The sequence below is a fragment of the Candidatus Methylopumilus turicensis genome (assembly GCF_000953015.1).
GTDB lineage: Bacteria > Pseudomonadota > Gammaproteobacteria > Burkholderiales > Methylophilaceae > Methylopumilus_A > Methylopumilus_A turicensis.
In genome coordinates, this window is sequence record NZ_LN794158.1 from 61190 (window position 1) to 72662 (window position 11473).

At 42.9% G+C, this 11473-nt stretch carries 14 protein-coding genes, 1 tRNA gene and 1 pseudogene; 7 read left to right on the forward strand and 9 right to left on the reverse strand.

Annotation, left to right across the window (positions count from 1 at the left end; genetic code table 11):
* The first annotated feature begins 56 nt into the window (after window positions 1-56).
* Window positions 57-2950 (forward strand): annotated as a pseudogene (locus BN1209_RS00340) (valine--tRNA ligase).
* Between the two features lie 44 nt (window positions 2951-2994).
* Here BN1209_RS00340 and BN1209_RS00345 read toward each other — a convergent pair.
* The 4 genes from BN1209_RS00345 to BN1209_RS00360 form a co-directional block, all read right to left on the reverse strand.
* Complete coding sequence (locus tag BN1209_RS00345) at window positions 2995-3240, reverse strand: sulfurtransferase TusA family protein (RefSeq protein ID WP_045750455.1); 246 nt, start codon at window positions 3238-3240, stop codon at window positions 2995-2997.
* Window positions 3241-3246: 6 nt separating this feature from the next.
* Window positions 3247-3576: a rhodanese-like domain-containing protein gene (locus tag BN1209_RS00350; RefSeq protein ID WP_045750456.1), complete on the reverse strand. Its 330-nt coding sequence runs from the start codon at window positions 3574-3576 to the stop codon at window positions 3247-3249.
* 18 nt (window positions 3577-3594) lie between these two features.
* Window positions 3595-4089 (reverse strand): hypothetical protein, encoded by a 495-nt coding sequence (locus tag BN1209_RS00355; protein WP_171816485.1) that lies wholly within the window; start codon window positions 4087-4089, stop codon window positions 3595-3597.
* Between the two features lie 76 nt (window positions 4090-4165).
* Window positions 4166-4513 carry a helix-turn-helix domain-containing protein gene (locus tag BN1209_RS00360; protein WP_045750458.1) on the reverse strand — a complete coding sequence of 116 codons (348 nt, stop codon included), beginning with the start codon at window positions 4511-4513 and terminating at the stop codon, window positions 4166-4168.
* A gap of 214 nt (window positions 4514-4727) precedes the next feature.
* Between BN1209_RS00360 and BN1209_RS00365 the strand changes: the two genes are divergently transcribed.
* The 3 genes from BN1209_RS00365 to BN1209_RS00375 all read left to right on the forward strand — a co-directional run bounded on the left by BN1209_RS00365 (window position 4728) and on the right by BN1209_RS00375 (window position 6774).
* On the forward strand, window positions 4728-5180 hold the full coding sequence (locus BN1209_RS00365) for an EF-hand domain-containing protein (RefSeq protein WP_045750459.1): 453 nt from the start codon (window positions 4728-4730) through the stop codon (window positions 5178-5180).
* Between the two features lie 116 nt (window positions 5181-5296).
* Window positions 5297-5863 (forward strand): SOUL family heme-binding protein, encoded by a 567-nt coding sequence (locus BN1209_RS00370; RefSeq protein WP_045751856.1) that lies wholly within the window; start codon window positions 5297-5299, stop codon window positions 5861-5863.
* A 167-nt stretch (window positions 5864-6030) separates the two neighbouring features.
* A complete protein-coding gene (locus BN1209_RS00375) occupies window positions 6031-6774 on the forward strand; it encodes a MipA/OmpV family protein (RefSeq protein ID WP_231855133.1) in 744 nt (247 codons plus the stop codon).
* Between the two features lie 44 nt (window positions 6775-6818).
* On the opposite strand, the gene BN1209_RS00380 is transcribed toward BN1209_RS00375, so the two are convergent.
* Together BN1209_RS00380 and BN1209_RS00385 are read right to left on the reverse strand one after the other, a co-directional pair.
* On the reverse strand, window positions 6819-7217 hold the full coding sequence (locus tag BN1209_RS00380; protein WP_045750460.1) for a DUF4399 domain-containing protein: 399 nt from the start codon (window positions 7215-7217) through the stop codon (window positions 6819-6821).
* Window positions 7218-7339: 122 nt separating this feature from the next.
* The gene (locus tag BN1209_RS00385) at window positions 7340-7945 is read right to left on the reverse strand and encodes an alternative oxidase (protein ID WP_045750461.1); all 606 of its coding nucleotides are present in this window, start codon (window positions 7943-7945) and stop codon (window positions 7340-7342) included.
* 253 nt (window positions 7946-8198) lie between these two features.
* Here BN1209_RS00385 and BN1209_RS09240 point away from each other — a divergent pair, with 253 nt between their 5' ends.
* Window positions 8199-8480 (forward strand): ADP-ribosylglycohydrolase family protein, encoded by a 282-nt coding sequence (locus BN1209_RS09240; protein WP_045750462.1) that lies wholly within the window; start codon window positions 8199-8201, stop codon window positions 8478-8480.
* Window positions 8481-8499: 19 nt separating this feature from the next.
* Entirely contained in the window at window positions 8500-9309 is an 810-nt protein-coding gene (locus BN1209_RS00395) for an ADP-ribosylglycohydrolase family protein (RefSeq protein WP_045750463.1), read from the forward strand.
* On the opposite strand, the gene BN1209_RS00400 is transcribed toward BN1209_RS00395, so the two are convergent.
* Window positions 9306-9866, reverse strand: coding sequence for a pyridoxamine 5'-phosphate oxidase family protein (locus BN1209_RS00400; RefSeq protein WP_045750464.1), 561 nt, complete (start codon window positions 9864-9866; stop codon window positions 9306-9308). The genes BN1209_RS00395 and BN1209_RS00400 overlap by 4 nt on opposite strands.
* A 179-nt stretch (window positions 9867-10045) precedes the next feature.
* Window positions 10046-10121, reverse strand: a tRNA-Phe gene (locus BN1209_RS00405).
* 158 nt (window positions 10122-10279) lie between these two features.
* Between BN1209_RS00405 and cobC the strand changes: the two genes are divergently transcribed.
* Complete coding sequence (cobC, locus tag BN1209_RS00410; protein WP_045751858.1) at window positions 10280-10858, forward strand: alpha-ribazole phosphatase family protein; 579 nt, start codon at window positions 10280-10282, stop codon at window positions 10856-10858.
* On the opposite strand, the gene BN1209_RS00415 is transcribed toward cobC, so the two are convergent.
* Window positions 10855-11415, reverse strand: a complete 561-nt coding sequence (locus tag BN1209_RS00415; protein WP_045751859.1) for a hypothetical protein — start codon at window positions 11413-11415, stop codon at window positions 10855-10857. The genes cobC and BN1209_RS00415 overlap by 4 nt on opposite strands.
* Window positions 11416-11473 lie beyond the last annotated feature (58 nt).

Genomic DNA, 11473 nt, shown 5'->3' on the forward strand with positions numbered 1-11473 from the left:
GATGACGGCTGTCAAGCTGATATGGCTGATACAAGGCCTTATGTTAAAATTACGGCATGAATACAGACACCCAACAAAACAACACGGCCGCAGTTAGCGAACTCGCCAAGTCCTTTGACCCCAAAACCCTTGAAAGTAAGTGGTATGAATTCTGGGAAAGCCAAGGCTATTATGCTGCTGGTTTAGACACCACCAAGCAAGATAACTTTTGCATCTTGCTGCCACCACCCAATGTAACAGGCACCTTGCACATGGGGCATGGCTTTAACCAAACCATTATGGACGCGTTAACGCGTTACCACCGCATGCGCGGCGATAACACGCTTTGGCAGCCGGGCACTGACCATGCAGGGATTGCAACGCAAATCGTTGTTGAGCGTCAATTAGATGCCCAAGGCGTGAGCCGTCATGATTTAGGCCGAGAGAAATTCCTAGAAAAAGTTTGGGAATGGAAAGAATACTCAGGCGGCACAATAACGAAGCAAATGCGACGCTTGGGCACATCACCTGACTGGTCGCGTGAGCGCTTCACGATGGATGCTGGCCTTAATAAAGTGGTGACTGAAAGTTTTGTGCGCCTGTATAACGAAGGTTTGATTTACCGCGGTAAACGCTTGGTGAATTGGGATCCGAAACTTGGCACAGCCGTTTCAGATTTGGAAGTGATTTCCGAAGAAGAAGATGGCTCAATGTGGCATATCAACTACCCATTGGCAGATGGCTCAGGCCAATTAACCGTTGCAACGACACGTCCTGAGACGATGTTGGGCGACGTTGCGGTGATGGTGCATCCTGAAGATGAGCGTTATAAACACCTCATTGGCAAGCAAGTGAAGCTGCCTTTATGCAACCGTGAAATCCTGATTATTGCTGACGATTATGTGGATAAAGAGTTTGGCACAGGCGTTGTAAAAGTGACGCCAGCGCATGACTTTAATGACAATATGGTCGGCCAAAGACAAGGTTTGGATAAGATCATTATCTTGAACCTTGAAGGTTTCGTACCAAGCACTGCAGAAGTCTATGCCGCCAATGGCGAGGCAAAACAATCGATCGATTTACCTAAAAATCTAGTGGGCTTAGAGCGCTTTGCGGCGCGTAAGCAAATCGTTGCTGATTTAGAAGCGCAAGGCTACCTAGTTAAGATTGATAAACACAAACTTAAAGTGCCACGCGGCGACCGTACAGGCGTTGTAATTGAGCCGATGTTGACTGATCAATGGTTTGTGGCGATGAGTAAACCATCGGCAGATGGTAAGAGCATTACGCAAAAAGCGATAGATGTTGTGGCTTCTGGTGAGATTAAGTTTTATCCAGAAAATTGGGTCAATACTTACAACCAATGGCTCAATAACATTCAAGATTGGTGTATTTCTCGCCAGCTTTGGTGGGGTCATCAAATCCCTGCTTGGTATAGCGATGATGGCAAAGTGTATGTGGCACATGATGAAGCCGAAGCAAAAGATTTGGCCGCCAAAGATGGTTATGCAGGTAACTTGAAACGAGATGATGATGTCCTTGACACTTGGTATTCATCAGCGCTTTGGCCTTTCTCACTTTAGACTGGACTGGCGACGAAGCGAAAGATGCTACCAATATTGCGCTACAACAGTACTTACCTTCATCTGTGCTGGTGACCGGTTTCGATATTATTTTCTTCTGGGTCGCGCGCATGGTCATGATGACCAAGCACATCACAGGAAAAATCCCATTTAAAGACGTTTATGTGCACGGCTTAATCCGCGATGCGGAAGGTCAAAAAATGTCTAAATCAAAAGGCAACGTGCTTGATCCGATTGATTTGATTGATGGCATTTCGCTAGAAGATTTACTGAAAAAACGCACTACTGGCTTGATGAATCCTAAGCAAGCGGAAAGCATTGAAAAGAAAACACGTAAAGAATTCCCTGAAGGAATTTCAGCTTTTGGTACGGATGCGTTGCGCTTTACCTTTGCAAGTCTTGCCAGCCCTGGCCGTGATATCAAATTTGATATGCAACGCTGTGAAGGCTACCGTAATTTCTGCAACAAGCTTTGGAACGCAACCCGCTTTGTGCTGATGAATACTGAAGGCCAAGATTGTGGACTTGAGCAATGTAGCACTAAGCCAGAGAACTATTTGAGCTTCTCACAGGCAGATCGCTGGATTGTGAGTTTATTGCAACGTGTAGAAGCGGATATTGAAAAAGGGTTTGCAGATTACCGTTTTGATAACGTCGCACAAAGCATTTATAAGTTTGTTTGGGATGAGTATTGCGATTGGTATTTGGAACTTGCCAAGGTGCAAATTCAGCAAGGGACAGACGCTGAGAAACGTGCAACTCGCCGCACCTTACTTCGCGTGCTAGAAACCATTCTTCGTTTGGCACACCCAGTGATGCCATTTATCACCGAAGAAATTTGGCAGACTATCGGCAAAATGAGTGGCCGCACTGGCCCAAGCATTATGTTGGAAACCTACCCTAAAGCTCAGCCTGAGAAGATTGACGAGGCCGCAGAAGCTTGGGTGGATTTGCTAAAAGAAGCGGTTGATGCATGCCGTAGCTTACGTGGTGAAATGAATATTTCGCCGGCAACTAAAGTGCCGCTAATTGCCGCAGGCGATGTCACTAAGTTGCAAGCTTATGCGCCACATTTAAAAGCCCTGGCTAAATTAGCGGATGTGGAAATTGTGGCTGATTTACCAGAAGCGGATGCACCTGTGGCATTGGCTGGTGACTTCAAGCTCATGCTAAAAATTGAAATTGATGTTGCGGCTGAAAAAGAGCGCTTGGGTAAAGAGATTGCGCGATTAAGTGGTGAGATTGCGAAAGCAAATGGCAAATTAACCAATGAGAGTTTTGTTGCCCGGGCACCAGCCGCTGTGGTTGAGCAAGAAAAGGCACGTGTGGCGGAGTTTTCTGCAAATTTAGAGAAGTTAAGTGCACAATTGGCGAAATTAGATAAATAAACGCCAGTTAATTGTAAAAAAAGCAGCCTAGTTTAATTTAAAAGCTAGGCTGCCTTTTTTTGTATGTGGAATATATAAACCGTTATTTCGTCTTCTTTGATTTCTTCCAGTGAAAGCATGACATGGCCCGTTTGCTTGCAAAAGGCCTGAAAATCTTTGACCGCGCCAGGATCGGTTGCGTAAGCTTTAAGTACTTGCGAGGCGGACAACTCAGATAATGCCTTTTTACATCGCAAAATTGGTAATGGACATTTAAGTCCTCGCGTGTTTAATTCTTGATCAAAGTGCATATTGTTTTATGTGGTTGAAAGCTGAGTAAAGCCATAACCAGCATTTGCCCAAGCCAAAATACCACCGCGAAGATTGTAAACGCTAGCATCAATTTGATCCGCAACAAAAGCAGCAGCTTGCGCTGAACGCACGCCTGCATGACAATAAAAAACGACGGTTTCATTCTCAAGCGGCGAGAAGTCAACAGATGGGATGGATGACAGGGTGATAAAGGTTGCGCCGGGAATCACGCCCTGCGCAACTTCATCGTTGTTGCGAACGTCGATTAAATAAACTTTCTGCGTATCGAGTAAGGCATGAAGCGCAGTCGAGTCGATGTCTTGAAATTTTTTCATGAGATGGTTTTTTACGGCCTAGATTGATAACGATGTGGATTTTCTGATTAGCTTCAAAATAAGGCTAAATAATAGCATCATGATCGCGATGCCAAGTAAATCACCCACGAACATCGTTAAACAGTTTAGCCACGAGGTGGTTAATTCCGCGTAATAAAAATATAAATGATGCGTCAGTGCGTTAAAACCAGCAGAAAAGACACCCATTAAAATTAATACTTTTGCATTGAGATTGTTAAGCAGGAAGTCCACCTGGAAAAAGCGCTTTGTTACATGAATTGCCAAGTAAGGGTTGATTGCTGAAATAAGGCAGGTCGCCATCATGATCGTAATATTGATCGATGAGCTTGTGATTAAAGCGCCAAGTAACAAACCAGCAACGCCAAGTTCTGCAAATAACAAGACTGCGATTAGACGAACACCCGCGGGCATAAAAAATAAGTTAACAAACTGATTCTTCTCAAAGTAAGAAAATAGGAGAGTGTTAAGCCTGAACAACATTGTCCATAGCAAAGCAACTCCTAAAATACAAACCGTCGCCTTTTTTGCGTCATTGAATAAATATTGCATGGCGTGACAAGAGACAGCGTTATTGGCTGGCGGCTTTCATCATTAGCTTGCCCATTTTATTAAAATAACTATCGGTCATGGACGTTGGTGAGACGTATTTAACCCGGTTATCTAATTCGTCAACCATTAGTTCAAGATAGCCTTTTTGGCGTAATTTTTTCAAGTAACGAAAAATAGTAGACGTTGAGATTTCATCCGTCATATGCATGGCTTCAACCACGGTGATTTTTTGTTTTGTTAACCAGTATTTGCTCAACAGAGCCAACATTTTTTGTTCAACGGGATCAAGCGAAGGGAATTCTGATAGCTCTTCAACTGCGTTGGCTAGGTTCAGAAATTTTTGATAAATGTGCTTGAAATTAGCCATTGTTTGCCTTTTTTAGAAAGATTTTGTTAAATATTACATTATTAATATTATATGACAAATATTGATCATTACGCCCATTTTTCTGCAACGATTGTTGTTTGAAGGCATGATCGAAATTAGTCTCTATTAATTGATTTTTATCATTTTTCTTTGAACTCGCTGTGATAAAGTACTGTCACATTTAGGTGTTTTATTTTATCAATGGGACGACATTATGAAAAAAATTCAAGCTTTAATTTTGACAGCGCTTCTTACAACAGCAGGCAGTGCCTCTGCTGAGCATCAGGGCATGGGAGAGCATTGTAAAATGCATACCAAAGTTACTTTTGAACAGGCAGATAAAGACAAAAATGGCACCTTGGATCGTGAAGAAGCAAAAGCAGTTTGTGGTGAAAAATTTGATGTCATGGACACAGATAAGGATGGCACACTTTCTAAAGATGAGGTGATGGTATGTGGCCGCAAAAAACATGATGAAAATGATCAGTTGCATGTAAAGAGGTCAAAAGAATTTGCAGCGGCGGACAAAGATTCAGATGGCACACTCACAAAAGAGGAAGCCAAAAAACTGAAAAAAGTTTACCAAAACTTTGACGCAATCGATGCTGACAAAGACGGTACGGTTAGCCGAGAAGAAGTGCACAACTTTATGCACAAAGATAAATAAATATCAGGATTTTATCTGCGCTAAAAGGCAGCTTTCGCTGCCTTTTTTATTTCAAGATAGAGGATTTGAGAATGTTACTATGGACGCTTGTTTTACTGCTTTTTTCAAATATAACGATGGCCACTGAAGAACCTAAATTTGAATTACTCGAAAAAGACCAGTCTTTTGAGTTGCGTATGTATGAGCCCAAAATCCATGCTGAAGTGATCGTGACCGGCAATATGCGTGAGGCCTCGAGCAAGGGTTTTAGAATGATTGCTGATTTCATTTTTGGGGACAATGTGGCCATTTCTGGCCAATCTGAAAAAATCAGTATGACTGCACCGGTACTGATTGAACCTCGACCTGAAAAAATTTCGATGACCGCGCCCGTCGTCATTGAGCAGTCGAGTGCTGGGTGGAGAGTAAATTTTGTGATGCCTAGTCAATACACCCTAGCAACCTTACCCAAGCCTAACAATTCACTTGTTAAAATCAAATCTGTTCCGGCAAAGAAATTTGCAGTCATTCGCTTTTCAGGCTTAGTGGATGAAGAGAAGATGTCTAAAAAAGTGTCTGATTTAGAACAATGGATCAATAGTAAACAGCTAAAGGTCATCGGGAATGCTGAGCTTGCTCGATATAATCCGCCATGGACACTGCCTTTCTTGCGGCGTAATGAGGTCTTGATTGAAGTGGAATAGTGGCTTGTCATTGTGCAGTTGCGTTTAATTTCATGGATACGTGAAAAAGGAAAAGGCGATTGTGCGAGTTAAACCTATAATGCGTGATAATCCTTAATAGAATGGTAGATAATTTCAATATGCGTAATTTTTTCTCGTCAACAGTATTTGTTTTAATGGCATGCCTCATGGGTATTTCTTCTGCGCAAGCCGCCGATAAAATTGATCGCGATACTGAAACGGCGATTCCTCGCAGTAAAAATCTTTATGGTATTGGCGTGGCTGTTCTTCCAAAAACATCAGGTTCAGACGAGTTTAGATTCATGGCATTGCCGATTATCAACGCCAATTATGCGGATCGTTTTTACATCAATGCCCTACAAGCTGGCGTATGGTTGCTCGATTCAGATGACAAACGCCTTCGTCTTGGCGTGGCAGCTCAAGCAAGATTTGGCTGGGATGCAGGCGATGGTAGGTTAACGCGCGGCATGCGAGATCGTGATTTCACGGTTGAAATCGGCCCCGCGTTGCGTTGGCAAACGGATTTTGGAACAATCAATGCGCAATGGGGACTTGATGCTGGCGGCGCAAGTAATGGGCAAACGGTAGATTTGCAATTCATCAAAAACCTTTATCGTGACAACGCGTTTAAGTTAAACGGTAGCGTGGGCCTCACATGGAGCGATAACAAGTTTAATGACTATTACTTTGGCGTGACTGCAAGTGAGGCTACTGTGAATAGGCCGCAATATGCTGCAGGCTCCAGTGTTGAATATAAAGCTGGGATTAATGGTTCTTACTTAGTCGGTACAAATAGCTACATTTTGTTTGGCGCTGCGGTCACTAGATTAGGCGATCAACAAGCAAACAGTCCAATTGTTGAGACGCGATTCCAACCATTTGCTTATCTGGGATACTCGATTGCTTACTAAGCACATCAATCTTTGATTGATGTGGTGAGATACGTCATCAAGCGCTACTTTACCGTGATATGGATACTTTTGCGCATCGGTTCACCATAAGACTGATGTAATCCATTGGCAAATTGTAAAGTCAGCATATAGTTGCCTTTTGGCAAAGTAACTTCTGTTTCAGTTTGACCTTTTCCAAAATGTAAATGCTTTTCGTCCGCGGGCACCACTTCGCCTGCTGCAACACCCTCCACATTAATCAGTAAATGATGGTGACCTGTATTCTGCGTTGTCTCACCTGCAGGAGCCACTTTCATGCCCATCACAGCAAATTTTACTTTGAATGGACTGGATACTTCATCGCCATTTTTAAGATCAACGAAATCTACCTGAGGTGATTCTGCCATTGCGGCATGCATGTAGAATGAGAAAAATAGGATTACAAAGTTTCTTAATGTTTTCATGGCAACCTTTCGATTTTGATTGGATGATTATTGCACATAAGCCAAGCTCATGTAGCAACGGGTTAAGAAGATCGAGGTTAGCTTAAATTGGACTAACGTTGCTTCCCCGGAAAAATTTCGTTTTACTGAGTTAATAGCGAGGCAAAGTTGTGGTTGACGTCTCGATGGTTCATTTCGTCATTTCTTACCGCCATGATGACATCTGACAATCTTGCATCTTCATTAAGGTGCCAATAGTTAATTGCAATTTGCGGTGCGGCAATGTTTTCATATTTTCCGCTCTCAACGCCATTTAAATATTCACTGTAACTATAAACTGCTTCCTCCTCAAAGTAGCCCACTAGCCTGTGAGCAGTTTTTGCTGAGAACAAATAAAGCAGAAAAAACAGGTTGTAAAATATCCCTTGGGCGATAACAATCATTAGCCGCTCAAATGCATTTGGCCTCGCAATCTCAATAAAAGTCATTAAGTGCATACGCTCGTTTTCGGCTTCTTCTAAGAGTATGTTGATCCAGCCATCATCACTTTTCATCGTTCTTAATGATTTAAGATGTTGCAATGCCCCACCTACCATTCCTGGCACGGCGGCAACCGTCTCTAAAACGACAGCGCGATGTCCATATCGCCCTGCAAAAAAGGTATCTGCAAAAAAGCGCAGGAACTTAGTGCAAGCGAGCGCGAAATAGTCGGAGAAGTTAACGGCCTGAAAATGCGATATTTTTTTCATATCAGTAAGAGAGTTTTTTAATTAAAGAGTTTCATGCTTTGCTAGATCGTCTTCTTTATTACATAGTATTTCAAATAAAAACGCCATTGAGTTAAACATCGACAGTGTGCCTATTTTAAAAAGTGGTATCGAGGTGTTGATTGTTTTATCGCCAATACTCGTAAGTTTTGATTGATAGCACATTTAAACTTTGCCTGTGATTCAAAGTCGTAATAACGGTTAATTTTTAAATTTAACAACCAAGGATGAGACCATGAGCGCTAATCTTCTCACTAAAGCTGATCGTATGAGAGGCTTGTTATGGGGTTTATTTATCGGGGATGCACTCTCAATGCCAGTGCATTGGTATTACGATATTTCGGCATTAGCAAAAGACTTTGGCCAGATTCGTGATTATCAGGCGCCCAAAGCACATCATCCTAACTCAATCATGTCTTTAGCTAACACCAGCAAAAGCTGGTCGTGGCTCACAAGATGGAGATATTGTTGGGGATGTGATTCTGAAAGGAAAAAAACATCACTGGGGTCCTGCTAATCGCCACTACCACCAAGGAATGCATGCTGGAGACAATACGCTTAATTTGTTATGTACTCGTGTTTTGATGCGCGCTTTAAATGGCAAAGACCATTACGATAAAGCGAAATTTTTGAACGATTATATTCACTTCATGACGACGCCAGATCAGCATAACGATACTTATGCAGAATCTTATCATCGTGATTTCTTTGCAAACTTTGCTAAAGGGCTTGCCCCAGAAAATTGCGCAGGCGAGGAGGGTCATGACACAGCCTCTATCGGTGGTTTAGTAAGCTTGCCTTTGGTGATCCTCGCCAGCTTGGCAGAAAACAACCTTCAGGCCACTAACGAAGCAGCCTTAACGCAACAAAGACTGACGCATCAATCATCCGTGCTTGAACGGTATACCCTTGAGCTAAGTAAGTTGCTGTTTAATCTTTTTCAACAGACAAATCCAAATGTAGAGCAACTTGCTTATGAAGCAGCACAAAACTTGGGCTTTCCAGCGGATCAGGTGGTTGAGAATGTTTGCCTTCATCAAAGATCAGACTTGGAAGTCATTGGGGGACTTCTCAGCCCCGCTTGCTATGTAGACCAAGCATTTCCTTCGGTACTTTATTTAGCTGCACGCTATCATAATGACTTTGAGAGTGCTTTGGTCGCTAATACGAATGCCGGAGGTGATAACTGTCATCGAGGGGCTGTGTTGGGAGCCATACTTGGAGCTGCTCTGGGGATGAGTGCTATTCCTCGGCGCTGGATTGATGGGCTCACGGCTCATGCTCAAATTAACGAAGAGATTGAACAGTTTGTTGCAAAGTATGCATCTGATGAGTTGATCGCTTAGGGAACCAGCCACGCCCAAGTATCAGAGCTTATATTGGCGCGCCGATGGCCTTCTCTGGATAATTCAAGCCAATCGATTTGCTTTACCTCGGCAGTTAACACAGTGAACTGATGATTGTCGATGACGGTTTCTTGTTCAGTTATTGTGTTTGTTAAAGTGGTCCCAGGCGCTTCTGCACGCAAGTAATCCATTGCGCTTGGGCCGTCTTTAACGGTTTGCCACAAAGTATTTAGCATCGTTAAATCTGTCATCACTGATACCTCAACATCAACACGCAACTGCCAATTTAAACGTGCACTCCAAAACACAAAGATCGCTTTGGGTTGCTTAAGTATTTCACGTACTTTCAAACTGCGCTGGTCTGTAAAAATCATTAAGGATTGATTTAATCGATCTACTTTTCTTAGAACAACCGTCCTCGCATTCACCGAATCATCGCTTGATGTCGTCGCCATCACTGGCGTTCTCCAGGCATGATGCCGATCATGACAAGCTTTTTCTAGCTCTCGCCATACTTGCTGGCGAATATCATTTGGATTGTCTAATTTTGGCTTCATTATTATCTATACTGATCTAAGCGAGGTTTGTGATACATGGTATGAGGACTGTTGATTTGAAAAGAATCGAAAGTCATATGTTACCTCAGGAGAAGTCACATCTTCTAGACGATTAAATTAAGCCTGATTACGAATGCCAGGCGTAAAAAAAGCCCACATAAATGTGAGCTTGTTTAGTTTGGTGGCTGGGGGCGGAATCGAACCGCCGACACGCGGATTTTCAATCCGCTGCTCTACCAACTGAGCTACCCAGCCATCATTTCATGGTGTTTGCACACTGCGAAAGACCGGCATTATAGCAAACTAAATCTATTGTGGCATCCTTTAATAGTAAATCTGTTGTGATTCCGTTTGAAAAAGCTTGCCCTGTGCAATAATAAATACATTAAATGCTGTTTTCAATTGTGCATCTCATGGATATTTTTCTAGTAAGACATACGACTCCAAAAATCGACTCTGAACTGTGCTATGGGCAATCTGATGTGGGGCTGGCGGATAGCTTTGAGGCGGAATGGTTGTCGTTCAGATCAAAAATTGCGCATCTAGAGTCTCCTCTCGTTTTCAGCAGTCCGCTGCAACGTTGCTTTAAATTGGCGCAAAAAGCCGTGACGCATTTTGATTTCTCAGAGCAGTTTATTGATGACCGATTGATGGAACTTAACTTTGGAGATTGGGAATTAAAGGCTTGGCGAGATATTCCGCAGGGGTTGGTTGGTGAGTGGACCGATGAGCATGTGAAGCAAGCACCGCCAAATGGAGAGTCTTTTGTTGAGTTGCATGAAAGAGCCAAAGCATTTTTATATGATTTGGCTAAGCATCAAAATAATCAACAGGCGCTAGTTTTTACCCATGCAGGCGTTATCAGAGCATTAGTAACTGAGGCTTTAAAGGTGCCTTTGCGAGAAGCATCGGGGGTGGAGGTGAATTACGGAAGCGTGACTCAGATTGCATTAGATGCAGGAGTCACGCGACTTGAGTTTGTGAACCGTTAGGCTGTTTTACTTTGATGAATCGCTAGTTTTTGGAAAGCCGCTTGGGCAATCCAAGCTACGCCCAAGTAGAAAGCTGTGTAGCCGAGGTAGGGTGTGAAGTATTGAGCAACACGTGCTGAAAACTCAGCAATAGTTAAGCTGCTAACCTTATCTGAAAATGCATACCAAAACGCGTTCGATAAAACAAAAGCTAGGCTAGTAGCTATCAAAGCGGAAGGAACAAAAACTTGTAGTGCAAAAGGATTTTCTTGTTTAGCAATGTAGCGACCAACACCCCATACCATGGCATAAGTTGGGATTAAGCCCCAATAGCCTAATGACATGCAGTAGTCAGAAACGCCAGCAAAGCCCAGCGCGTAAAAATCCACAGCAAAAGCAACTGCGATAGCGATCGCTAACCAACGTAGTTTTTGCATCAACATGCCAGTTAAGAAAAGTGCTGCGATGGTTGCATCAGGCAACAAAAAGCTAGTGCCAAAATGACTGCTACGCGTGAGCAAAATTAACGCAATAATCGCCATTCCAATGAGTGTTGAATTTTGTGTTTTTGAAGACATAACGAACTCCATAAATATTTAACGTTATTGTAACCCTTATCCGACGGTTTTTGTCGGA

Excerpts from the sequence above, each read along its gene's own strand:
- BN1209_RS00345 (WP_045750455.1), bottom strand. The coding sequence starts at position 3,240 with ATGCACTTTGATCAAGAATTAAACACGCGAGGACTTAAATGTCCATTA.
- BN1209_RS00350 (WP_045750456.1), bottom strand. The coding sequence starts at position 3,576 with ATGAAAAAATTTCAAGACATCGACTCGACTGCGCTTCATGCCTTACTC.
- BN1209_RS00360 (WP_045750458.1), bottom strand. The coding sequence starts at position 4,513 with ATGGCTAATTTCAAGCACATTTATCAAAAATTTCTGAACCTAGCCAAC.
- BN1209_RS00365 (WP_045750459.1), top strand. The coding sequence starts at position 4,728 with ATGAAAAAAATTCAAGCTTTAATTTTGACAGCGCTTCTTACAACAGCA.
- BN1209_RS00370 (WP_045751856.1), top strand. The coding sequence starts at position 5,297 with ATGGCCACTGAAGAACCTAAATTTGAATTACTCGAAAAAGACCAGTCT.
- BN1209_RS00375 (WP_231855133.1), top strand. The coding sequence starts at position 6,031 with ATGGGTATTTCTTCTGCGCAAGCCGCCGATAAAATTGATCGCGATACT.
- BN1209_RS00380 (WP_045750460.1), bottom strand. The coding sequence starts at position 7,217 with ATGAAAACATTAAGAAACTTTGTAATCCTATTTTTCTCATTCTACATG.
- BN1209_RS00385 (WP_045750461.1), bottom strand. The coding sequence starts at position 7,945 with ATGAAAAAAATATCGCATTTTCAGGCCGTTAACTTCTCCGACTATTTC.
- BN1209_RS09240 (WP_045750462.1), top strand. The coding sequence starts at position 8,199 with ATGAGCGCTAATCTTCTCACTAAAGCTGATCGTATGAGAGGCTTGTTA.
- BN1209_RS00395 (WP_045750463.1), top strand. The coding sequence starts at position 8,500 with ATGCATGCTGGAGACAATACGCTTAATTTGTTATGTACTCGTGTTTTG.
- BN1209_RS00400 (WP_045750464.1), bottom strand. The coding sequence starts at position 9,866 with ATGAAGCCAAAATTAGACAATCCAAATGATATTCGCCAGCAAGTATGG.
- cobC (WP_045751858.1), top strand. The coding sequence starts at position 10,280 with ATGGATATTTTTCTAGTAAGACATACGACTCCAAAAATCGACTCTGAA.
- BN1209_RS00415 (WP_045751859.1), bottom strand. The coding sequence starts at position 11,415 with ATGTCTTCAAAAACACAAAATTCAACACTCATTGGAATGGCGATTATT.